This window comes from Paenibacillus hubeiensis (assembly GCF_032334105.1).
In the GTDB taxonomy this organism is placed as follows: Bacteria; Bacillota; Bacilli; order Paenibacillales; family Paenibacillaceae; genus Paenibacillus; species Paenibacillus hubeiensis.
In genome coordinates, this window is record NZ_JAVYAE020000009.1 from 174,884 (window position 1) to 197,287 (window position 22,404).

At 48.6% G+C, this 22,404-nt stretch carries 20 protein-coding genes; 4 read left to right on the forward strand and 16 right to left on the reverse strand.

Annotation, left to right across the window (positions count from 1 at the left end; genetic code table 11):
- Positions 1-313: 313 nt before the first annotated feature.
- The 6 genes from RSX24_RS21570 to gpr all read right to left on the reverse strand — a co-directional run bounded on the left by RSX24_RS21570 (position 314) and on the right by gpr (position 7,178).
- Positions 314-787, reverse strand: a complete 474-nt coding sequence (locus RSX24_RS21570) for an N-acetyltransferase (protein WP_236416724.1) — start codon at positions 785-787, stop codon at positions 314-316.
- 124 nt (positions 788-911) lie between these two features.
- Positions 912-2,096, reverse strand: coding sequence for a radical SAM family heme chaperone HemW (hemW, locus tag RSX24_RS21575; RefSeq protein WP_236416726.1), 1,185 nt, complete (start codon positions 2,094-2,096; stop codon positions 912-914).
- A gap of 170 nt (positions 2,097-2,266) precedes the next feature.
- Positions 2,267-4,081: a translation elongation factor 4 gene (gene lepA / locus RSX24_RS21580; RefSeq protein ID WP_236416727.1), complete on the reverse strand. Its 1,815-nt coding sequence runs from the start codon at positions 4,079-4,081 to the stop codon at positions 2,267-2,269.
- Positions 4,082-4,233: 152 nt separating this feature from the next.
- Positions 4,234-4,605, reverse strand: a complete 372-nt coding sequence (locus RSX24_RS21585; RefSeq protein WP_343261739.1) for a hypothetical protein — start codon at positions 4,603-4,605, stop codon at positions 4,234-4,236.
- Between the two features lie 34 nt (positions 4,606-4,639).
- Positions 4,640-5,947, reverse strand: a complete 1,308-nt coding sequence (locus RSX24_RS21590; protein WP_343261740.1) for a stage II sporulation protein P — start codon at positions 5,945-5,947, stop codon at positions 4,640-4,642.
- Positions 5,948-6,173: 226 nt separating this feature from the next.
- Positions 6,174-7,178, reverse strand: coding sequence for a GPR endopeptidase (gpr, locus tag RSX24_RS21595; RefSeq protein ID WP_236416731.1), 1,005 nt, complete (start codon positions 7,176-7,178; stop codon positions 6,174-6,176).
- 176 nt (positions 7,179-7,354) lie between these two features.
- Here gpr and rpsT point away from each other — a divergent pair, with 176 nt between their 5' ends.
- Complete coding sequence (rpsT, locus tag RSX24_RS21600) at positions 7,355-7,627, forward strand: 30S ribosomal protein S20 (protein WP_236416732.1); 273 nt, start codon at positions 7,355-7,357, stop codon at positions 7,625-7,627.
- Positions 7,628-7,715: 88 nt separating this feature from the next.
- Here rpsT and holA read toward each other — a convergent pair whose 3' ends face one another.
- From holA to RSX24_RS21615, 3 genes are all read right to left on the reverse strand, one after another.
- Positions 7,716-8,732, reverse strand: a complete 1,017-nt coding sequence (holA, locus tag RSX24_RS21605; protein ID WP_343261741.1) for a DNA polymerase III subunit delta — start codon at positions 8,730-8,732, stop codon at positions 7,716-7,718.
- A gap of 263 nt (positions 8,733-8,995) precedes the next feature.
- Positions 8,996-10,270: an anti-sigma factor family protein gene (locus RSX24_RS21610; RefSeq protein WP_343261742.1), complete on the reverse strand. Its 1,275-nt coding sequence runs from the start codon at positions 10,268-10,270 to the stop codon at positions 8,996-8,998.
- Positions 10,267-10,815: an RNA polymerase sigma factor gene (locus RSX24_RS21615; protein WP_236421296.1), complete on the reverse strand. Its 549-nt coding sequence runs from the start codon at positions 10,813-10,815 to the stop codon at positions 10,267-10,269. The genes RSX24_RS21610 and RSX24_RS21615 overlap by 4 nt, the downstream gene beginning before the upstream one ends.
- A gap of 471 nt (positions 10,816-11,286) precedes the next feature.
- Here RSX24_RS21615 and RSX24_RS21620 point away from each other — a divergent pair, with 471 nt between their 5' ends.
- A complete protein-coding gene (locus tag RSX24_RS21620) occupies positions 11,287-11,589 on the forward strand; it encodes a hypothetical protein (RefSeq protein ID WP_236421295.1) in 303 nt (100 codons plus the stop codon).
- 113 nt (positions 11,590-11,702) lie between these two features.
- On the opposite strand, the gene RSX24_RS21625 is transcribed toward RSX24_RS21620, so the two are convergent.
- Together RSX24_RS21625 and RSX24_RS21630 are read right to left on the reverse strand one after the other, a co-directional pair.
- Positions 11,703-13,742 carry a stalk domain-containing protein gene (locus tag RSX24_RS21625; RefSeq protein WP_343261743.1) on the reverse strand — a complete coding sequence of 680 codons (2,040 nt, stop codon included), beginning with the start codon at positions 13,740-13,742 and terminating at the stop codon, positions 11,703-11,705.
- 88 nt (positions 13,743-13,830) lie between these two features.
- The gene (locus tag RSX24_RS21630) at positions 13,831-14,460 is read right to left on the reverse strand and encodes a copper amine oxidase N-terminal domain-containing protein (RefSeq protein ID WP_343261744.1); all 630 of its coding nucleotides are present in this window, start codon (positions 14,458-14,460) and stop codon (positions 13,831-13,833) included.
- A gap of 331 nt (positions 14,461-14,791) precedes the next feature.
- On the opposite strand from RSX24_RS21630, the gene RSX24_RS21635 reads away from it, so the two are divergent.
- Entirely contained in the window at positions 14,792-15,580 is a 789-nt protein-coding gene (locus RSX24_RS21635; RefSeq protein WP_339273881.1) for a DeoR/GlpR family DNA-binding transcription regulator, read from the forward strand.
- A gap of 200 nt (positions 15,581-15,780) precedes the next feature.
- Here RSX24_RS21635 and RSX24_RS21640 read toward each other — a convergent pair whose 3' ends face one another.
- Both RSX24_RS21640 and RSX24_RS21645 read right to left on the reverse strand, forming a co-directional pair.
- Positions 15,781-16,158 (reverse strand): VOC family protein, encoded by a 378-nt coding sequence (locus tag RSX24_RS21640; RefSeq protein ID WP_343261745.1) that lies wholly within the window; start codon positions 16,156-16,158, stop codon positions 15,781-15,783.
- A 64-nt stretch (positions 16,159-16,222) separates the two neighbouring features.
- On the reverse strand, positions 16,223-17,065 hold the full coding sequence (locus RSX24_RS21645) for a DUF6597 domain-containing transcriptional factor (protein ID WP_343261746.1): 843 nt from the start codon (positions 17,063-17,065) through the stop codon (positions 16,223-16,225).
- A gap of 475 nt (positions 17,066-17,540) precedes the next feature.
- Here RSX24_RS21645 and RSX24_RS21650 point away from each other — a divergent pair, with 475 nt between their 5' ends.
- Positions 17,541-17,903, forward strand: coding sequence for a DUF3221 domain-containing protein (locus RSX24_RS21650; RefSeq protein WP_343261747.1), 363 nt, complete (start codon positions 17,541-17,543; stop codon positions 17,901-17,903).
- A gap of 198 nt (positions 17,904-18,101) precedes the next feature.
- Here the strand turns inward: RSX24_RS21650 and RSX24_RS21655 are convergent, their stop codons facing one another.
- From RSX24_RS21655 to RSX24_RS21665, 3 genes are all read right to left on the reverse strand, one after another.
- Positions 18,102-21,026, reverse strand: a complete 2,925-nt coding sequence (locus RSX24_RS21655; protein ID WP_343261748.1) for a ComEC/Rec2 family competence protein — start codon at positions 21,024-21,026, stop codon at positions 18,102-18,104.
- 125 nt (positions 21,027-21,151) lie between these two features.
- On the reverse strand, positions 21,152-21,673 hold the full coding sequence (locus RSX24_RS21660) for a deoxycytidylate deaminase (RefSeq protein WP_236421287.1): 522 nt from the start codon (positions 21,671-21,673) through the stop codon (positions 21,152-21,154).
- A gap of 41 nt (positions 21,674-21,714) precedes the next feature.
- Positions 21,715-22,302 (reverse strand): ComEA family DNA-binding protein, encoded by a 588-nt coding sequence (locus RSX24_RS21665; RefSeq protein WP_343261749.1) that lies wholly within the window; start codon positions 22,300-22,302, stop codon positions 21,715-21,717.
- Between the last annotated feature and the right edge of the window lie 102 nt (positions 22,303-22,404).

Consider the following 22,404-nt stretch of genomic DNA (forward strand, 5'->3'; position numbering starts at 1 on the left):
GGCGTGCTGCCATCATTCCTTAATACAAGCTCTTCATCCAGTTCCATTCGCTCAGTGCTAAGAAAGCCCCGCCCCCCATACATAGAAACTCACTGCCCCAGGTCCTATTCCCTTAATAAAGTCTCCCTTGGCAATAAGCGTTTGCCGAGAGCTGAAAGCTGCGCACATTAATGATTTACGATCATCACCGACGCAGCGCCGCAAGACGTTGCAACAAAAAGAACCGCACAGATCCGGAATGCACCGTTTCCCGCCATGCGGTTCTTTTCATTGTTGTTTAAGGCAATGTTCTTAAAAAACATAATCTTTCTATTTATGCGGACATGAAATCCAGTTCTTTCACTACCGCAATCTCGTCGCAGCAGTCCTGTTTGCTGCAATGAATGCAGTCCGTCCACACCTTTTCGGGAAAAATCTCTTTATCCACGATAACAAACCCATTCTTCTCGAAAAACGACACTTCGTACGTCAATGCCATGACTTTCGGAATGCGTTGTCTGCGAGCCTCTTCGACCAGTCTGTCCAGCAGCAGGGAACCGATCCCCATCCCTTTATGGCCTTCGGATATACCAAGCGACCTGACCTCTACCAAATCTTCGCCCAATTTGCAAAGGGAACCACAACCAACAACCTCGCCATGCACTTCGGCAACGACGAAATGTTCCAGTTGTCTATGCAGCACTTCGCGCGAGCGCGGCAGCATAATGCCGCGCTCGGCATATCCCTTTATCATTTGATATAATGGCTCAACGTCTTCCGGTACGGCCTTTCTGCACACTGCCGACATCCTGCTCTCTCCTCCTATTGCAGCCTTCCGAATGAAAGCTAACTCCGTAGTTGTCAATGACGAAAATTACACGCCCTGTAAAATCAATATGAATAAATATACAACAGAGCGTATACAATTTCAACTACGAATTCAGAGAAATCGAGCCTATAAATTCGGCAAAAACATCGTTGCCGAACAAAATTCCCTGCTCGCTCAGACGGAAGCCGTCTTCCGTCCGTTCAAGCAGCCCGGCATTCAGCAATTTGGTTAACTGTTTGGCAAACACTTCTTCCATTGGTATGCCGAATTGCTCTTGAAAACGCGATGCAGACGCCCCTTCCAGCATTCTCAGCCCAACCATCAGGAAATCCTCCATCGCTTCCTCGCGGCTGATCTCTGCATGATCCAGACGGGGCAAGCCTGTTTTGGCAGCCTCCACATACGGGTTGATGCCTTTGATATTCATATGACGCTGACGGCCAACGTAACCATGCGCCCCCGCTCCGAGGCCATAATAATCTTCGTTGCGCCAGTATGTTTTGTTATGCCGGCTTTCGAAGCCGGGTTTCGCAAAGTTGCTGATTTCGTATTGCACGTAGCCGGCTTCCTTCATCCGTTTCATCAACAACAGATACATTTGCAATTCATCATCTTCATGCGGCAGCGGCAGCTGGTTTTTTTGATACAGCGTGTGGAACAACGTATTCTCTTCCACTTTCAGGCTGTAGATCGAGTAGTGCGGCAAATGGAGCTCCAGCGCCCGGTCAATGCTCTCGTTCAGCATTTCCACCGTCTGGTTCGGGAGACCGAACATCAGGTCGATGGACAGATTGTGCAGCCCTGCGGCGCGCGCGTTTTCGAGACTGCGGTACACGTCATCCGTGTTGTGAATCCGGCCGATGCCTGTCAACAAATCGTTCTGGAACGCTTGAACGCCAAAGCTGACGCGATTCACGCCGCCTTCTTTCATGACGGCCAGCTTCTCGGCATCCGTTGTTCCCGGGTTGGCCTCCATGGAAAATTCGATGTCCTCCGCCCAATTCGGGAAATACGTTTTGACAGACTTCAGGAAAAAGGCCATTTCGTCCGGCTTGAGCACGGTTGGCGTCCCCCCGCCTACAAAGATCGTTTTGATCTCTCCGGGCGGCGTGGCTTTGACGGTATATTCCATCTCCCGCTCGAGTGCATGCAAATAATCCATGACGGGCTGGTCCTTCAGGACGTAGGAATTGAAATCACAGTAAAAACATTTGTTGGTGCAAAACGGAATATGCAGGTATACCGCTTGAGGCGCGCCTGCGTTCCGTGTATGTGCTGCCAAGGTCATGGCGAGTCCTCCTCTATTTGAAAAAGGAAAGCCTTTCGGCTTCCCCTTCAGCTCAGTCATATTCATACTGAATGTTGGTCGTACGGATACACACAGCCGTGTTGTACCCAAAATTGAATTGTTACTCTAACTCGGATACGCACACCCGTGCTGTACCCCGAATTAGAGTGTTACTCATCGATTTTCAGCACCGCCATAAACGCTTCCTGCGGCACCTCCACGTTACCCACCTGCTTCATCCGCTTCTTACCTTCCTTTTGCTTCTCAAGCAGTTTCCGTTTCCGCGAGATGTCGCCGCCGTAACATTTGGCAAGCACGTTTTTGCGCATCGCCTTCACCGTTTCGCGGGCAACGACCTTCGTTCCGACCGATGCCTGGATCGGCACCTCGAACATCTGGCGCGGAATCAGCTCGCGCAGCTTCTCGCAGATAATGCGACCGCGGTTGTATGCACGATCGCGGTGAACGATGAAGGACAATGCATCGACTTGCTCTCCGTTGAGCAGAATGTCCATTTTGACCAGGTTGGACTGGCGGTAGCCGGACAGCTCATAATCGAAGGATGCATATCCTTTGGTGCTGGATTTCAATTGATCAAAGAAATCGTATACGATTTCGGACAACGGAATGTCATACGTAATCGTTACGCGGTTGCTGTCAAGGTATTCCATGTTAATGTACTCGCCGCGTTTGTTTTGGCACAGCTCCATAATTGTACCTACATAATCGTTGGGCACAATAATGGATGCTTTCACGTAAGGCTCCTCGACATAATCGATTCTTCCCACCTCTGGATAGTTGGACGGGTTATCGATTTTGAGAACTTCGCCATTCGTTAGTGTCACGTGATAGATAACGCTTGGCGCGGTTGTGATCAAAGGAATGTTGAACTCCCGTTCAATCCGCTCCTGAATAACGTCCATATGCAGCAATCCAAGGAATCCGCAACGGAACCCGAATCCAAGCGCGCTTGAAGTTTCCGGTTCGAAGCTGAGCGAAGCATCGTTCAGCTGCAATTTTTCCAGAGCTTCGCGCAGATCGGTGTAATCCGACGTTTCGATCGGGTACAGACCGCAGTATACCATCGGATTGATTTTGCGGTAACCCGGCAGCGGTTCGGCCGTAGGATTTTTGGCATCCGTCACCGTGTCACCGACGCGTGTATCGCCGACATGGCGAATACCTGCCACGATGAAGCCAACGTCGCCCACGTTCAGCTCGTCGACGATCGTCATGCGTGGTTTGAAGGCTCCAACCTCGATAACCTCAAAGGATTTGCCCGTAGCCATCATTTTGATTTTGGAACCGGATTTGATTTTGCCGTCAATGACGCGCACATATACGATAACGCCTTTGTACGGATCATAGTGAGAGTCGAAAATCAATGCTTTCAAAGGCTCGTCCGGATCGCCTGACGGCGCGGGAACCTTCTGCACGACCTGTTCCAGAATCTCTTTAATGCCGATGCCCGCTTTGGCCGAGGCCAGTACGGCTTCGCTCGCATCAAGGCCGATCACGTCCTCGACTTCCTGCTTCACCCGGTCGGGATCGGCGCTCGGAAGGTCGATTTTGTTGATCACCGGCAAAATCTCCAGATTGTTGTCGAGGGCCAAGTACACGTTGGCCAGCGTCTGCGCTTCAATCCCCTGAGCAGCGTCCACCACGAGCAATGCGCCTTCGCATGCCGCAAGGCTTCGAGAAACCTCATACGTGAAATCGACGTGTCCCGGTGTATCGATCAAGTTGAGCAGGTATTCTTCGCCGTCGTCTGCCTTGTAAGACAGGGCGACTGCCTGCAATTTAATCGTAATTCCGCGTTCACGTTCGAGATCCATCTGGTCGAGCACCTGCTCCTGCATTTCCCGCGAGGTGAGAGCACCCGTGTACTCCAAGATCCGGTCCGCCAATGTCGATTTCCCGTGATCTATATGTGCAATAATTGAAAAGTTGCGAATTTTACGTTGTCTTTCCCGAATGTCAGTCATTCCTTACCCCCAGAAACAGCCTAGTGTCAATCGCTTCATTATACCAGTAGATGAAGGGAGCATCAATCCCGCTTTGCCTCAACTTTGACATTCAGGAGATGATTAGGAGGCTCCCCCGGTTCCTTCCTAGTGTCCCATGAGGGTAAGGGTTTCTATTCGGCTACACCGCTGAACAAGGAAACGACCCACTTGATTCCGCTATGAGACAAGTTCTGCAGCAATCCCGCCGTTTTCTCGGCGAGCACGTCCACCGTAGCTTTGTCCTGTTCTGCACCCAGAACCTGACTTGGCGTCTGGACAGGCACGAACGGCCGCTCGTTCACCTCCTGTTGTTCGGGCTGGGCGGGCTGTTCAGGCTCCAGTCGAGCCGCCGGTACCGCCGTTTCTGTGCCGGCGACCTTTGATGTGTTCTGCGATGGAGTCGTATTGATCTGCAACCCTCCCCCGGCTAACTGCATGCCGAGAAGAATGCCGATCAGCATAAGCACAACGATGGACAGCAACCTTTTTCCGAATCTGGACACACCCTACGCCCCCTTATTTTAAAGACTTGCGTCATCAACTTCCTTTAGATTTGGTTCCGGCACTCGCTTTATCCACCTGTTGGTCTTCCCAATAGACCTCGGCGATCATGTCCGCGAGCACCTTGGACGTGCTCTCCAGTTCTTTGGCCGTATTGTCGATCCCGCCGATCTCGATCAGGATGCTGTGGGGAGACAGCGTCTGGTTGTATTCGCCGTTATTGGCACCGCCGCCATCCTTGCCCCATACGCCGCGGGAAACGCCGGGATACTTCGCCTCCAGTTTTTTATGGATTCTGGCCGCAAAGGCTTCGTTCTTGCGCCAATTTGGATTTTCGTGCCCGATGATGAAATACACCTTGGCATAACCGACTCCATCAATCGTCGTCGTCGTTTTGCTGTGGCGCTGCGAGTCCCGGTGGATGTCGATCAGATATGTCAAGTCATCGTTTTGGGCCAGCGCAGCTTTTACAGTCTGCCGTGAATATTTATAAGAATAATTCCAGTTGTAGTCCTTTACGACAGAAGGGTAGTCATCCTTAGCATGCTCCACGCCGACGCCCAGCTTCTCCAGACTGTCAGCCAAATAGGTTCCCACTTGAAAAACATTTCCCGTCGGCTTCGCCGAAGAAGGATTGTCGCTTTTGGTGCCAAGCAACGGATTGTAGCCCTCCCGAGGGTGAGAGTGATAAACGAGAATGGATTTTTTCTCCGGTTTCGATGCTTGGCCTCCCTGTTTGCCTCCATCATGTTTCCCTCCATCGCTGACAGGCGGGTCGTTCCCAGCCTCCCCCTTGCCCGGAGCTTCCTGTGAAGGAGAAGTATTGTCCTGTTCCGGCGGCTCGTGCAAACCGGCATCGGGTTCCTCGCCATCTGCCGAAGCCGAATCGGTAACGCCCGGATCGGGTTGATAATCCTCCGGCGCCTCCGCACGTTCGTTTCCCGATCCGTGCCTCAGCAGTACAGGCTGATTGGCGCCCATGCCAGGCATTTCCCTGGCGATCAAGCTTTTAGGGTCCTGCGGATTTACGTTCGTCAACATTTGAAACACAAAGTTCGTCAAATTTTCGCCTGAAAACGCGGACTGCTGGTCATCCCCCTTTAAATGGGGCATCTCCATGCCTAACATATCAAGAAAAAAATGACTGGAAACGGCACTTGCGAACCCTTTCATCGAAGCCACCGGAGAATTATTCAATCGTTTTTCGGCCATGCCCCCAAGTCCAAGAATGACGAAGAATAACGCCGAAATGATCATCAGCAGCAGCAATGTCCGACCCATGGCCAGCACATGCAGGCATCTTTTTTTCCATTTTCCGATATTCCACGATATGATTTTGTTCATCGCTTCTGTCTCCTTCCCTGCTGGACAACTCTTATATTTCAACTCTATGAGCCTGTCCGGTTTGCTAGAACAAAAAGAAGAAGATTTCCCCCAGAATTTCTGTGAGATAAGCCGAACGGACCAAAACCTCCACGCAGCTAAAAAAAGAAACGCCAAAAAAGAGAGACCCGATAGATTCGGATGCTCTCTTTGCGAAATTCCATATTTTTGATATGACCAATTAAGCTTAATGTGTATATGCTGCTACATTTTCGGCCTTTACCGCTTCATGAAGCGCAGCATTCAAGCCCGTCGCGACAATGTTCGCGATGTCCTCGATAAATTCATCGATTTCCTTCGGCGTCACGATCAAATCATGGCCCAGGGGCTCCAGCACCTCTTTTACCAAGCTAAGGCGATCATTCTCGCTGATTTCATCAAGCATTCCCATGATTTGTTTCGTCTGCTCCGTTTCCTGGCGAAAATGGGAGCGCATCATCTCGATGGCGTTGTTCACGATGGTGGAGGCATAACAAACCGTGGGAACGCCGATTGCAATACACGGCACGCCCAAAATTTCACGCGTCAACCCGCGCCGTTTGTTGCCGATGCCCGAACCGGGGTGAATCCCGATATCCGCCACTTGAATCGTTGTGTTGACGCGTTCAAGGGAACGGGAAGCGAGCGAATCGATCGCGATGATGGCATCCGGCTTGGTGCGTTCCACGATACCCTGTACGATGTCGCTCGACTCGATGCCTGTTGTGCCCAGCACGCCGGGAGCGATTGCGCTAACCTCGCGATAACCGGGAGCAACCTGATCCGGCATAAGTTCGAAATATTGGCGGGTCACCATCAGGTTCTCTACCACCAGCGGACCGAGCGCATCGGGCGTTACGTTCAGGTTGCCAAGCCCTACCACCAACACCTTGGACGTTTTGTTGATCCCGGCCTTGGTCAAGAAATCCTCCATTTCACGCGTGAATGCCGCTGCCACACGTTCCTGCAATTCGGTGTCGCCATTGCGCAGCGACGGTACCTCAAGCGTGACGTAATGCCCTTTGACCCGCCCGATTTTCTGCGATGCCGCTTCGTTCAGAACATCGATCCGCGTAATCGTGATGCCGTCCTTTTCCTCCACGTCTTCTTGCAAACCGGGAATACCCGTGTTCGGCTCGGCATGTTGAACCATCTCCCTCGATTCGATCGCAAGGTCGGTACGAACCGCGTACTTTCGCAAATCCAATGTCATGTATTCCTGCCTCCCTTACCGCATTTGAACATATTGTGTGGGAAAAAGAAGGGCTTTATGCAATGCCACGGAACGAAAAAGGAATATTTGTTGCAATTTACATGTTAGCATGCTAGAATATTTTAAGTTGTGAAACGTTTGTATTCATGCGATATGCCTTACAGGAGGTGAATGTAATGCCAAACATCAAATCCGCTGTTAAACGCGTAAAAACTAGCGACAAGCGCCGTGCACTCAACGCTTCCCAAAAGTCCGCACTCCGTACAGCTGTTAAAGCTGCCGATGCTGCTCTGGTAAGCACAGAAGTTGAAACTGCAAAAGCTGCGATTCAAGCTGCTTCCAAAAAGCTGGATAAGGCTGTAACTAAAGGTCTGATTCATAAAAATGCAGCTGCTCGCAAAAAGTCCCGCTTGGCTAAAAAACTGAACGCTCTTTCCGCACAAGCGTAATAAGCGTTACTTATACGATGCATTGGAAAATCCTGAACAGCTTATGCTTTCAGGATTTTTTAGCATTCAACCGAAAAAAGGGGCGCATCTACGCCCCAAGTCTCAGCAAAAACATTTCAAGCCCCAGCACTTTGTCAATCGCGCCCGTCTTCATCTGATAATCCAGTTCCCCGAGGTGGCTCAATATGAGCCGCAAACGCTCGGTCTGGAATTTCCGCGCCTGCTCCCCGGCAATTTTTACAGCATATGGATGCAAGCCGAGCTGGCTCGCAATCTGCTGTTGAGAGTAGCTTTGCTGCCCAAGCTCCTTGACTTGGATCATGATCCGAAATTGGCGGGCAATCAGCGCGGCGATTTTGATCGGCTCTTCCCGCTGCTTCAGCAGCTCGTAGAATAGCGCCAGCGCCTTTTCCAAACGCAGGTTGGCAAGCTCCTCTACCAAGGCAAACACGTTTTGTTCCGTGCTGCGGGCCACCAAACGTTCAATGTCTGCGCGCGTGATCGTCCCGCCTTTGCCTGCAAAAAGACAAAGCTTGTCTACTTCGGCGGATAAGGTCTGCAGGCTTGTGCCGGCATAACTTACAAGCGTATCTGCCGCTCCCGGCTCGAAAGCTACCTCGTTCTGCTTGGCCAGCTTCACGATCCAGTTCAGCAGCTCATCTCCGCTAAGCGGGGCAAAAGCAAGCACGACCGCCTGTTTTTTCGCCGCTTTCACCAGCTTTTTCCGCTCATCCAACTTGTCTGCCTGAACGAGAAACACGATCGTGCTATATTCGGCAGGATTGTCCATGTATGCCAGCAAACGATCGACGTGGTGTTCGATTTTGGAATCCTTGCCGGCCGCAAGCAAATGCGCATCCCGTACAAAAATCAATTTTCGAGGCACGAGAAAAGGTACCGTCTCCGCTTCTTCCACCACCACTTCAATCGGCGTTTCGGAAAGGTCATAGGGAACGACCGCAAAATCGCGATGCTCTTCTTCAATGATCGTTTCTTTTAGCAAATCCGCAAATTGCTGTATTTGATATTTCTCCGACCCATACAGCACGTATACAGGGGCGGTATCCCCATTGCGTATGGCTTTCGCCGCACTCTTTACATCCATTCTCACGGTGCCTCCTTATCATCCCCTTTATCCTACCAGAAAATCGACCGAACAACAAAGGGACCTCCATCCGCGCGCGAATGAAGGTCCCTGGTCCTACATCTATATAAACGCTGACGACGACCGTTCTAGAAACGGTCAGCGAAGCGGTCATACGACGTCAGTTATGTCAACTGAATTAGGACGTTATGTTACTTTCAGTATACTGCAGACAGACTCAAAACGTTCAGCCATTTTGCTAGAAAAGGCTTGTCACCTTCCATTCATTTCGCGGAAGTTTCTCCCGATGCGGGGGATACGGCGAAATATTTCTTGACGGTCGTCCCGTTCTGTTCTGTCGAGTAATTAAATGTTGTTCCATCCGACGTCCAGCCCGCCGATGTCAGCGTGCCTTCCAACTCCCGTTGCTCCACTAGGTTCAATGCGGCCGGATCATCCGCCGACCGGGCATACAGGCTCAATTGATTGTCAGTCTGCATAACCGTGTATGCTCCATCCGGGGAACTCCATTCTTTGGGAACAGATGTGGAAGCAATCCCTTGATTCGGTCCAACCAGTCCCATCGCTCCGTCGGACGCTTTGGTTCCGTCCTGAACCTCGGGAGCCGTGATCCCTTTTTGGACGTCTCCTTCTTTCATCTCAGGCGTCTCGCTATCGGTCGCAAAGTTCTCGGGATCCACACTGTTCGCAGCCGATTCCGTTTCATCCGGAGTCGCCGGCGGCAAAGCCGAATCGGAACTTTCCGTTTTCTGCTCTACGCCGGGAGAGGCTTCGCCGACCGAGCTTTGGGGTGAATCAGCCTGGTTCGTGCTTGACGGCGCATCCTTCGAAGTTTGATCCTGGCTTGTCGTTGGTTCAGAGGTCGACTCCGTTGGTCCTTCGGTCGAATCCGGTTCCGAAACAGGCAGTTTCTCCTGCTCCCCGGCACTGTCCTGGGCTTCCGGGTTTTCCGACGTTTCAGGGGCCAGCCGTGTCTCGCCAGAATTTACAGCATCGCTTTCATGCCGCTTGGCTGCAGACGCATCATTACCGTTGACGTCCGTGCTGAGCGCATTTGGATCCGAGGCCTGGCTTTCCGCTGATCCACCGCTGCTCATCATCATTACATCGGCATTTTCAAGCTTTTCAGGCTGATATCCCCAGATGGCAAAGCCCAAAACGACAACAGCCGCCGCGGCTCCCACGGACATGCGCCCTACCATGGTATTTAACCATTGCTGCTTCGGCTTGCGTTCGCCGGACCGTTGCAGACTTTCGGTTGCAGCAGGGACAGGACTCATTTCCTGTATCGTGCTGCTTTGTTCTTTCCTTGCTTCATCAATGGCATCCAGCTGCGGCATAATGGCATCCACCAAGCTGAATTTCGGGGTCACTTGCGGCAAATCCTCCAGTTCTCTGGATAGAGCTCTGAGCAAACTAAAATTTTCGGCGCAATCCGGACATGTGGCTACATGCTGCAGCAATTGCTCGGTTTCCGCCTCTCCCAGATCATGATCCAGATACCGGTGCATCCATTCCACCACCTCATCGCATTTCATCCTGTCACACCACCCTTCTGATACTCCTGTAATAGATTCTGCAATTGCTGCCTTGCACGGAACAAATAGGATTTGACCGTATTGAGCGGAAGGTCGAGGCAATCCGCAATTTCGTTATATGACAAGTCCTGCAAATATCTTAGAACGATCACGGTGCGATGATGCTCGGGAAGCTTGTTGATCGCATCCTGAATATCCTTGGCCACATAGGTCGACATGACTTCCGATTCCACGTTCTGATTGTCCTGGAACACCATCTCATGTTCCTCGATGGACACCGACGGCTTGGCCCTCCGGAACTTGTCGATGCAAATATTCGTAACGATGCGTTGTACCCATGTTTTGAATTGTGCCTTTTCCTCGTATGAGTTAATTTTGGTATAAATTCGGATTAATGCCTCCTGTGCGGCATCCATCGCATCCTGTTCATTATTTAGAATGTAGTATGCGGTTCGGTATACATGCTGTTCAATATTCCGCAATAGGGTAATTAGAGCGTCGCGATCGCCCGATTGAGCGGCTCTGATGAGTTCCGGCTCTACCACAAAGGATCCCCCTCTCCCTGCAACCTTACAGACGTGACCATCAATAAAATTGTTGCAAAGTTAAGATTTTTTTTATTTTGCAAACCGCACGCTGCATGATTCGATCCCGAATGGATACGGGTACAAGATGACGAGATGGATCTCGCGCCTTTCTACCCCAGCCGGGAGCAGCCGTTTCGTATGCATGCAAACATGCTTCCACAACAAAATAACGGCGTATGTATCGTAAAGCCGCAGAAACTTATCTTAGAATAACAGAAATTGCATAATGCGTCACCAAGCGCTTTCAAAAGTCATATCCAGTACTTACACGACTTAATTCGAATGCAATAACATAAATTATAATTGCGATGCTTTCCGTGCTCAAAAAATATAAAAGTCAAAAATTGTACAAATTTTCAGCCGTTTTTAATGTAATTTTCATGAAAATAGTGTATTGTAAATTTACATTCATAACGCGAGGTGATGAGCATGCCTGCTCAAGCAAAAATCCAATTATTAAAAGAACAGCTCCCTAAGGAGTATCAAAGCATCACCCATTTTGTGGAACATGCGATGCAATCCTTGGACACATTGGTCGAAGAACATCGTAAATATACGGCTGCACAGGCATTATACGGCGAAAAAATCGTCGGGTCGGAAGAACGCCTGTATCATGACACCGTGATCGATGTCCGGGAACAGCTGCTGAAGACGCTGGAAAAAACCGTGGAAGACATTCTCCACAAAGGTGATAAACATTGGACCAAACATTTCAAGGACGGCGTTGAATAATGATTTGGTTCCCCTTTGATTGCTAAAAAAAACCGCTTGAGGAGCTTCCTTACGGAAAAGCCATCAGGCGGTTCTTTTATGTTCAACTATTTTAGATGATTTAGTGGATGGTATTAATAGTAAGTAAAGAGCTTGCCTCCAACAAACGTAAGGGCTCGGATATTCTCAAGCGAGTCGATGTACATCCAAACTTCGATCTTGCCTTGTTTACTCATCTCTTGCGAGATGCTTCGCGGCTCTCCCCAAGCCAGGCGGGCTTGCGTTGTATTCATGCCGATTGCAACTTTACCAGCAATTATGTTGTTCCACATGGCTTGGGACCATTTGTATTTTTGATATGGATCATAAGACAAGAAAAGATCCTCTTCGTTCAGCCAATCCGTTACATCTGAGCTTTTGTTCCCCCCATACACGGATAACATTTTGCCTTTAGCATTTTTAAAGATGATTGTATAATTCTTGATCCCCGAGGGATCCGTCTCCATCCGAATATCCGAAATCGTTACTTTACTGAATCGTTGGCCAAGTTCTGGATAGTAATTAATCCAATATGATTTACCAAGCAAACGGGCAAGACCGCCCAGCTCTTTTTGTTTGACCAATTTGGCTGTCTCCGCAGAATCCACGCTAATCACGGAGGCTCCCACGATCAACTTGGCACGCTTGAATTCTGTTTCCCATTGAACTTTCACACCGGAAATCTGAGAAAGGAGCGCTGCAGGAAAGACCGTTTGTCCATTTATGGTTTGCAGTTTCCCTTTTAGTTTGAGGGTCTTGCCGTTCCATTTTGCATCCTGGCTTCCTTTTTGAAGCAACAGTTCATCATCACCCCATTGAATCATGAAGTTTGTTCCCTTTACTTGCACCGTTGCGCCAAGTGCCTTGAACACGGACTGAACCGGTAGATAGATACTTCCATTGACCATGGAAGAGCCTATCAAGTTTTGTTGAATGCCCGCATTCAATTGAACGCTGGAGTCCAGCTCACCTTTTTTAAATGTAATCCGGGTACTTCCAGCACCCTTGACTTGCAACTGTCCTTCACCTTTGTAGACAGCGACTTGCGGTTTTTCTACCGTAATCTCCCCGCTATTGGGTTGACGCTTCGTTTTGTACCCGTTTGAATATAATTCCTCCACCGAAAGGGCAAGGATATCCCCAACGCTCGCCTCTTTGGCCGAAGCTGCCAACGTCACCTTTTTCAGTGTCGGTCCGTTCAAAGGCTGCAGTGTTCCGTCTTTATAAATCCCCCATGAACCGTCAGTATGCTGTACATAAAGTTCTTCCAGATCAACGGAATACTCCAGTTTCTCGACCCCACTCAATCCCTGGAGCTGTTTACCCTCGTAAGTAACAGGTCGACGATGCTCTCGCTCATAGCTCCATACGCTTCCGTCGTCTTTGACTGCCAAAAACATACCGGAATTCAACCAGATCACAGATTTCACATGATCCGTCACTTCAATCGGCTGTTCCTGGACCATCATGTCGACCACAACGACCGAATTATCTTCCCTAAGTACGGCCGCATATGCACTACTTGTCGCAATCTGCTTTCCTCCGGGTACATTCCCCATCTTTCTGGAGATATTCCGTTGGTCAGCAATGTAATACACATCACCATTGGATGTTAAAGCGCCGTAAGAATGGTAGCTGGATCCCAGATATGTACCTACATCAATGACGGATTCCAGCCCTTTAATGGCCTCCCCCTTATAATCGCGAAGTGTCCCATCCTTCAACAAAGCCACACCATTGCCGTATACCTTAACTAGTCCGTTATACTGAGTGATTACCGGTTTTTCATCCCTGTTTCCTTCCCAATAATAAACGCGTCCGTCTGTCGTCCATCCGAAAAGACTGCCTTGCGCAGCAGACACACCTGCCACATCCGTCGTTTGGGTCCATATGCCTTCCGTTGAATCCTTGGACCACACCGTCCCGTCATTCATGAGATAGGTATTCCGGTCAACAAGAGAGACTATAGAATTCGTTCCGTTTGCAGAAGCCGCATTTACTTTCATGGGTACTACGACGATGCTTGCCATCAGAATAACCATGAACCATAACGGAAGATATCGCATTATTTCTCCAATCTTGAACCCATTGGGCCCTTCCCATCTCCTACTCTCTTTGTCCTGAACGTTATCCATTGTTCGTATCCCCTCTGCTTCTGTGTGATGAAAGACATGCTGGTTATAAACCTTCTAAACATTCGGCAAATATCTAATGCTATTAAATTTATATTTCAATATTTAATGTGTTTTTACTCGAATTTAATTCAAGGGCTGCTCCTAATCCTTTAATGGATTGTACTGGAATGTACGTAATTCCGTTTATCACTTTTGGAGCTGCACTTAATGAAGCAGATTTGCCGTTATAAAATACGGTTTTGCTCCCAAGAGTGAGTGTTACCTTGAATTTATCTTTGGTTAGACCTATCGTTGCACGATCCGGATCGTATGTAAACGCTGCATCCAATGCTTCTGCAATGTCTCGTAATGGAAGCAAATTACTTCCTTGATATTCTACCGGCTTATTGGCGAAATTAATTTTTTGATCATTAACATATACTACTAAAGAAGATTGCGTATACTGAGGTTTAGTTTCTTTCGGTTTTGTTGGTGTAGTTTTTTTTGTAGAGGAAGAAGAACTGCTGGATGAAGAACCACTGGATGATTTAGTACTTGAAGAAGAACTACCACCATTATGATAATGATATTCCCCGTACTCCAATCCCCATTTGGCACAATTTGTCCAACACGTATGACCTCCATTGGAATCTGTTCGCCCGGGATGAGCTAATGCACTTGTTGCACTGGATAAAAGGAATAGAGACAATACGGAAGTAACGAGTACCCTTTTGTTCATTTTAAACACTCTCCTACTGGTTCTATTTTCCTATGAATCATAACATACAAATATATGATGAAGAAATATATTCCTTCCATTAAGAAATGTCCGAGATAGCGCGAAGCGATGGCATACATTGTATTGAAATAAGCTTCAGGAAACTCTATGTTTTCAGCAGCCAATAGCCCCCTATATGCTTTAAATGTCTGACAAAAAAGAAAGTAATGAAATGCGCAAGAAACATGAACAAAGCGGAAGAAACACGAATACAAATGTTTGACAAAACAGCACAAACATGAATATAATCGAACCATCACTTGGTGATAATTTCCATTGGGAGGCGATTTTATTGTTCTCTGATGAACGTCGGGACAAAATTCTGGAGCTGCTTCAAAAAAACGGGCGTGTTCTTGCCAAGGAATTGGCTGATATGTTTGAATTATCCATCGATTCAATTAGAAGAGACCTTACAATTATGGAGGAGAAGGGTCTTCTAAAACGTACACATGGCGGAGCAATTCCAAGTTCTAAAGTTCGCAGCACTCCTCTCCCACCTGAATTACGTTACCAGGATGGAGCGCCACATCAAAATGCAATTTCTAAATTGGCCGCATCCTTCATTCAGGAGAAAGATACCGTCTTTATAGGCAGTGCTGGGATCCACTATGGCATGCTCAAGTATCTTCCTGAAATCCCTTTTACCGTTGTAACCAATTCAATTAAGGTCGCAGATACATTGAAAGATCGTAAAACAACAGATGTTTACCTTATCGGCGGTAAAGTAAAAAGTTCCGGCAGCATAACGGATGCCTTAGCAAACGAATTTTTGAGACAATTCACTTTAGATATTTGTTTTGTTACTGGAGGTGGAATTTCTAAAAATGGCGTAAGTACAGCCACTCCTGAAGTAGCAATGTTGGGTAGAGCAGCTGTTGAAATATCCAGGAGAAAGATTTGTCTGGCACCTCACGAAAAATTGGGAATTGATTTCTTTGCAAAAGAAGGTCCAATTACTGACATTGACCTTCTGATAACGGATGAAGAAGCTAGCATTGAAGCCATCGCAGAAATTGAAAATAAAGGTGTCAAGGTTTGTATTGCAAGAGTGACCGAGGAATCCCTATTAAAAAAGGAATAGATCATATCCATTGGCCCGGATGATCTATCCCCTTCTTCTAAGGAGTTGCTGCTTAGCAGCTCCTTTTTCATTATAACGGATTATAATCGCTATGAAATCTTTCATTCTCCTCATCCCAGCTGGTTATTGAACAAAACTACCCGTTAACTGAGAAAACGGCAGCCAACCGTTGTGTGCGGCTGCCGTAATTTTAAACAGAATCAAGCGACCAAACTGATCAAATTGCCGTCAGGGTCCTTTATGATCGCATAACGCTCGCCCCAAGGGGTATCGTTTGGTTCAAAATGCCCCTCATAGCCTCGTACTGTCAATCGGCTATACGATTCATCCAGCGCTTCCTTACTGTCAAACTGAAAAGCGAGCTCCATTCGATAACCGGCCGGCTTCGGCTGGTCGCCTAGAATCGTCTGCGCCGATTCCCAAGTATCAAAGGAAAGAATAATATCGTTGTATGGTACTTCGAAATGATGTTCTTCATTTGCCTTTTCCGGTATTTCCAAGCCCAATGCCCGATAAAAATCCAGGGACTTCTTCATCTCTTTGACGTAAATCGATAATCTTTTTAACTTCACTGCCATGCTTCACAACTCCTATCCATTGGTATGATAAAGCTCACCTCCATTGTATTGATCTTATAGACTGTCAAATAGGAAAAATCGGACTCCTTCGTTTCTTACTTATCAAGCTTCTAAGAGACAAGCCATAATATTGCTTAAATGTGTTGGCAAAATGGGACTCATCGTAATAGCCGTATTTGAGCGCAAGATCCGCTAAACTGGAATAACCCCCCCGAAAAAAATCCTGCAGTGTGCTTTGAAATCGGATTATCCCAAGCATCTCCTTCGGACCTAGGCCCAGCTCCTGATTAAATACCCTTCTAAGATGTCGTTCACTAAAGTGGACTTGATTGGCCAAATTCGTTACGGATACATTCCCTTTTCGGCCATAAATAATCTGCAAGCTTTCATACACAAGTGGGTTCATTGCTATATCGCTATCCGCCAGCATTCGGACCAAATGATACTCGGCAACCGCAACAATTTCGGAGATCGTAGTGGCTGATAGTATCTCTTCTACCCAGTACATTTCTTTGAAACCCAAAACATCTTCCAAGTAGATACGCTGTCCCGTAAACGCCGAAAGAGGTATCTTTAGAATAGAACGAGCTGATTCTGAATATATCCGAATGCCAAATAATGATCGAGCTTCAGAGAACTGCAGCACTTCTGATCGAGTTGTAAGACCTACAATATAGGCAGCCTTTCGGCTGGATGGAGAAAGAAGATCCACGACAATATCGATACAGCCATCCGGTATAACCCGATGCGAAGGTTTGCCTGGAACAGGACGAAAATCCATGGTCCAAAAAGAAGCCACATGTGATTCCAAGCGAGGATTAGATGGATATTCCCGGAAATTATACCATGGCTGTTGCAGCTCCGGTTGCAATTTGGGAGAATGAACGGGATGGAATGAATGAGTCATCTCAATCCCTCCTTAATCAAGTTTAACCATATAAACCGCAATAACAAATCCCACTAGTGCACTGCGAGCGCAGTACCATAGATGTTTTTTTGCAGTTTATATAGTTCCAATTGTTAGCTTAATGGGAATGAAAGCCGAACTTCTGGACGACTGTGGACGTAATATTTTTGAAATATCGTTACCCGTGAGAAATCCTGTAAACCGAATATAACTGGGGGTTTGAATAAATAATGAGGCCTCGAGACGATGGGGTTACACATAAGGTCATTACGTCAAAAAGCCCACCCAGAAGGTTGCTTTATGTAGTTTAAAGCTCAGGACAAGCAAAATCAACGTATTGAAAATATCTCTCCATCTCACCTTGTTATTGCGTAGATATCGCTCAGGAAACATACGTCGCTCGCGCAGTAGTTTCCGTGGCCTTCCGTTGGGATCGCCGCTGAGTTTGCCAGTTTCACAACATAGGAGGTTCATTATGAAAAAAGTAATGCTGTTCATCTTAATCAGTATGATTATACTTCCTGGCTGTTTTAACAAGGATGAGAAAGAGTATTATCCAGTTTACGAGGGAACTGTAGTATTTAAAACAGATGAAGATGACAAGTACAAATTTCTTGTTCTTCAAAATATAAGTAAGAAAGATTTAGAGAAAGGTAATCTTGAAGATTTTATAGAACTAGCACAAGACCAACCGGAAGCTTCGTATTATTTTGTCGATAAAAAGGCTTATGAATCAATTGATGTAGGGCAAAGAGTAAATATCACTGCTGACTTTAACCAACAAGAATCCTTGCCACCCATTAGGACGGTTGTGACTATTGAAAAAATCAATGAATAAGCTAAGCCGATGTTCATTTTCATGATGAGAACACATTCTATACTCACATAAACGAAATGTTGCTTGCTTAAATTAAAAGCAGCCCGCCGGGCTGCTTCATACAACAAAGTCCTTGGTTTTATTTCCTTCCCATGATGAATTTAAATGCAGTTTTAATTGATCTAACCTATCAGTTAACCTAATTAGGCACCGAGAGCCTTAATCTGATTCAAGTTTATGCCTGATTTCGATGTGTCCAGCTTTGATCCTCATTTGCACTTCCCCCATTTGATCCGTCCGATAGATGGCCGATCCCGACTGCTCAAGCCGCTCCACCACCCCCGCATTGGGATGCCCGTACAAATTGTTGACCCCGGCGGAAATAACGGCTGAACTGGCGTTCCAGTAGTGAAGCCAACCTTCGGCGGAAGAGGTTTTGCTTCCGTGATGCGCGACTTTCAAGACATCCACCCGGTGATTCATCATACTCAACGTCATGTTGTCGACGGCATCGTCCACTCCGGGATTCTGGGTTGCCTGTTCAGACCGAAGAAATAGCGGAAGCTGTGCTTGGAGAGCTGCACTCGGTTTCTCATTTCCCCGCAGTGCCTCTTGGGCAAACGCCTCCGCAAGCGAGCCGTCTTGAATACGAAATAATACATCTTGTTCCGCCGCCGCGTCCATGTCCCCCGTAAAGAGCAGAGAAGCCCCTGCCATCTCCAGCAAAAAGACGACCGAATGATGATTTTGCTCCTCGTCCACAGGCATGCCGTTTAAACGATCAGTCGAGGGACTGAGATCCGGCGAAAGAAAATACAATCGCGTTTGGTCATCAGTCTTATATGTCATGCCCTGCCTGACGGCATACAGCGGGATTTGCCTGTCCGCAGCAGTCTGAAGCAGTTTGTCAAAATTGTCCTTGCCGCTGGTCGTACCGTTAAAAATCAGACGTTTTACCGGGATTTGTTCCAGTACAGCCTGCAGCCCGCCAGCATGATCCTGATCGGCATGAGTAACAATAATGGTATCCAGCTCATGAATCCCCCGTTTTTTCAGGAGGGGAACAACGACCTTTGCACCAACCTCGTAGGGATCTCTGCGAACCCTCCAGCCCTCGTCCGGCTTGGCGAAACTGACCGTTCCCCCTCCATCCACCAAAATGTGCTTGCCGCCGGGCGTTGATATCAACGCGCTATCTCCTTGCCCCACATCCAGAAATTGTACCACTCCCGTGCCGGAAGGATACGGTGACTGATATCCCCACCATAAGCCAGCGATAAGCGAAATCGCAATCAAACCACATATCCAGCCGTGATAAGGAGACCTTTTCTCGCCATCATAAAATCCGGCACCGCGCGAAGTGAAAGCTCCCGAATATTCAGGCCATGCAATACTCGCAGAAAGCAAAGCTACGGACTGCCCCGACACATCGGAAACGCGAGGGACTTGATCCGAATACCCAGGCTGCGGCGTGCGTCCCACATCATACGAAGTCCTGTCAGCACTTGATGGAATAACGTCAGGGCGTCGTGAGAGCGGGGCCGTATCTTCCTGCAGCTGCGGGAACGGCAACGCTTTTTTCCCTAAGTTTCCCTTCTGCAAGAGCCTCAGCAAACTATAAAGTCCAATATAGTAGGCCGCAATCCACCAGATGGGCGGCGTTGGCCAAATCAATACAACACCGGGGAAACGGTTCATCCATTCCACGGTCGCAAAAGTCAAATCATTCAGCACAATCGTGATCCAAGCCAATAGTTTGGCTGCGCGAAACCACACAAATCCGATGATCAGCGCAACCGTTCCAAGCGGAAGCACAATCACGCTGATGAAGGAAACCAACAAAAAGTTGGCGACGAACGACAGGATCGAAAACTGGTTGAAATACAGAATGGTTACCGGAAAAGAAATCAGCTGAGCCGTCACCGTTACTGAAGCCGTGGCTGCAAGCGCCTTGGGCCAGCGATCAAACAGACGATGAATCAGCGGCATATAGATCATCAGCCCGGCCGTAACCAGAAAAGATAGTTGGAAACTTACGTTTACCAGGAAGTAGGGATTCCACCACATCATGAGCAAAGCCGCGGCACTGATGATGTGCAGACCGTCCCTCGGCAATCCTTTCCTTGCCATGGTTAAACCGATCATGGACATGATTCCCGCCCTGACGACGGATGGAGAACCCCCGGATAACATGACATAGAAGGGCACCAGCAGCAGAACGATCGTCAGCGACGTTTCCCGTGTCAATCGCAGCAAGGACATCAGCAGCAGCAGGGAAGACACATAAACGGCAACATGCGTACCCGATATGGCCAAAATATGCGTCAGACCCAGCTGCGAAAACCCGCCGTACGTATCCGGATCAATATCTTTGGCCATGCCGATGATTAACCCTTTCATATATCCGCCGTGCGGCTCCGGAAACAGCCGATCGACAGCCGCCCCCAGCTTGCTCCTTGCCTGGTCGTTTAGGCGAAATAGGTTGAAAGCCTTCCAACCCTCGGCCGGAACGGCTTCTACCGCGATGGCCCCCTTCACTTTGAACAGCCAGTGTATTTCAAGCGTCCGGAGGTACGCCCTGTAATCAAAGCCATCATAGTTCCTTGCTTCACCAGGCAGGGCCAGCGTGCCTTCGAGCGTAACGGTATCGCCCCTCTGCCAAGCCGCCGCCGTCTGCAGCTCTTCCTCTTTGGCCAGCCTGACCTGTACCATGAACTTCTCTTTCCGGTGATCCAGAGTCAGAGGTTGGAAGCCACCGCTGGCCGAAGCACCAGGATCAATTTGAACGGAACTAACCTGCAGCTCAAAATCGGCCCGGTCCCCGTCAATGCGTACTTCGGAGTCCAACCTGCCTTGAACCGTGGCCTCCACTCCGTCAAGTTCGTCGCTTGCCATACCCGTCAGTTCGGCCAGATGGCTTACATTCCTCGTATCGTTCCATTCCCAATGAACGGCCCCGGAGGCAAAAGCTGCTGCAAACAAAATAACGATCCACCCGCGCAGGCCCAGCCATCGCAGCCATAGCGGGGCACAAGCAAGAACCCCAACCATTCCCCATAACAAATTCCAGCCGCTTAACGCAACCGCCATTCCGCTGCCGCATAGCCAACAAACGGTAAAACCAAGCAGTGGCCTGCCCTTCATCCTTCCCCCTCCTAATCCCGTAGCCAGAACGCAAAAAAACCTCTGGCAGCCGTTACGGCAACCAGAGGTTTTTCCTCATGGATCGTTCTTTCTGTATGAATCTTTGTACATGCAGCATGCAAAATTCAATCACTCACGGTCATTATTGTCTCGCGCGGCGGTTGATACTGCTCCAACTTGCGAAACGTAATCCCCTGCTGCTCCATCATTCGTCTGACTTTGCCCGTATCTTTCGGATATGGGCGATGGAACACGATTTCGGTAATCCCGCTGTTGGCGAGCATGTTGGCACAGGTCCAACACGGCTCATCCGTGACATATACGGAAGAGCCTTCCCGGTCGATCCGATCCGTAAACAAAAGCAAATTCTGCTCCGCATGGATCGTACGGATGCAGCGCTGTTTTTTGACCATCTCTTCCCGGCCGTCGGTAATGACCAACTCATATTCTTCCGAGATCATGCAACCTGCTTCAGAACAATCGGGAACCCCCATCGGTGCTCCGTTATATGCCGTTCCCAGCAATTTTTTGCCTTGAACAAGCACTGCACCCACATGGCGCCTAGGACAACGCGAACGAGTGGATACCATGTAAGCAATATCCATAAAGTATGTGTCCCAGTCTTTGCGTGCATCTGTTGCGCTCATGCCGTTTCCCCTTCCGTTGTCATATTATCGAAAATAGTGCATTAGCGGATCTGCACATAAGGTGCCATCTTCTCCAACATTTTCATACCTATGCCTTTGACTTTCGTCAAATCGCTGACTTTGCCAAACGGACCATGGTTATTCCGATAATCGATGATGGCTTGAGCTTTCTTCTCCCCGATGCCCGGCAGCTCCATAAGTTTGGCCAGCGGCGCAGTATTGACGTCGATTTTCCCGTTGTCCGGCTCCTGCGTTGCCGCAAGATGATCCTGCACCTCTTCAGCATGGCCAACGTTAGCGGGATCTGGCTGGGCAGAATGGATGAACGCCTGCTGTTCCGTTGTCGTTCCGGCGGTGTCATGTCCGCTCTCCACCTTAGCTTCATCCTGATTTCCAGCCATTGCCGCACCCTGCCTGGTTTCCGGAATGGAAGCCGGCACTTGATTCGCATCGGCTGGACCCGAAACAGCCGACGGAACGGCAGCAGTTTCCTGAGCCGTCGTCGGCATTTCAGTACCGGGCTGAACGGCAGTCCATCCCGAAGGCGGCTGCTCGCTTTTGCCCGACCACAATATCAGTATGCTCCCCATCACTGCCGCAGCAATAATCAATCCTTGTTTCCACTTCATTCTTTCACACACTCCCGTCTCCCATTGGATTAATGAACACGGGCGGTGCTTCCGAACCGTAAAGCGGACTTTGCGTCCAAAATGATTGATTTTCATGTCATG

Excerpts from the sequence above, each read along its gene's own strand:
- RSX24_RS21570 (WP_236416724.1), bottom strand. The coding sequence starts at position 787 with ATGTCGGCAGTGTGCAGAAAGGCCGTACCGGAAGACGTTGAGCCATTA.
- hemW (WP_236416726.1), bottom strand. The coding sequence starts at position 2,096 with ATGACCTTGGCAGCACATACACGGAACGCAGGCGCGCCTCAAGCGGTA.
- lepA (WP_236416727.1), bottom strand. The coding sequence starts at position 4,081 with ATGACTGACATTCGGGAAAGACAACGTAAAATTCGCAACTTTTCAATT.
- RSX24_RS21590 (WP_343261740.1), bottom strand. The coding sequence starts at position 5,947 with ATGAACAAAATCATATCGTGGAATATCGGAAAATGGAAAAAAAGATGC.
- gpr (WP_236416731.1), bottom strand. The coding sequence starts at position 7,178 with ATGACATTGGATTTGCGAAAGTACGCGGTTCGTACCGACCTTGCGATC.
- rpsT (WP_236416732.1), top strand. The coding sequence starts at position 7,355 with ATGCCAAACATCAAATCCGCTGTTAAACGCGTAAAAACTAGCGACAAG.
- holA (WP_343261741.1), bottom strand. The coding sequence starts at position 8,732 with ATGGATGTAAAGAGTGCGGCGAAAGCCATACGCAATGGGGATACCGCC.
- RSX24_RS21610 (WP_343261742.1), bottom strand. The coding sequence starts at position 10,270 with ATGAAATGCGATGAGGTGGTGGAATGGATGCACCGGTATCTGGATCAT.
- RSX24_RS21620 (WP_236421295.1), top strand. The coding sequence starts at position 11,287 with ATGCCTGCTCAAGCAAAAATCCAATTATTAAAAGAACAGCTCCCTAAG.
- RSX24_RS21625 (WP_343261743.1), bottom strand. The coding sequence starts at position 13,742 with ATGGATAACGTTCAGGACAAAGAGAGTAGGAGATGGGAAGGGCCCAAT.
- RSX24_RS21630 (WP_343261744.1), bottom strand. The coding sequence starts at position 14,460 with ATGAACAAAAGGGTACTCGTTACTTCCGTATTGTCTCTATTCCTTTTA.
- RSX24_RS21640 (WP_343261745.1), bottom strand. The coding sequence starts at position 16,158 with ATGGCAGTGAAGTTAAAAAGATTATCGATTTACGTCAAAGAGATGAAG.
- RSX24_RS21645 (WP_343261746.1), bottom strand. The coding sequence starts at position 17,065 with ATGACTCATTCATTCCATCCCGTTCATTCTCCCAAATTGCAACCGGAG.
- RSX24_RS21650 (WP_343261747.1), top strand. The coding sequence starts at position 17,541 with ATGAAAAAAGTAATGCTGTTCATCTTAATCAGTATGATTATACTTCCT.
- RSX24_RS21655 (WP_343261748.1), bottom strand. The coding sequence starts at position 21,026 with ATGAAGGGCAGGCCACTGCTTGGTTTTACCGTTTGTTGGCTATGCGGC.
- RSX24_RS21660 (WP_236421287.1), bottom strand. The coding sequence starts at position 21,673 with ATGAGCGCAACAGATGCACGCAAAGACTGGGACACATACTTTATGGAT.
- RSX24_RS21665 (WP_343261749.1), bottom strand. The coding sequence starts at position 22,302 with ATGAAGTGGAAACAAGGATTGATTATTGCTGCGGCAGTGATGGGGAGC.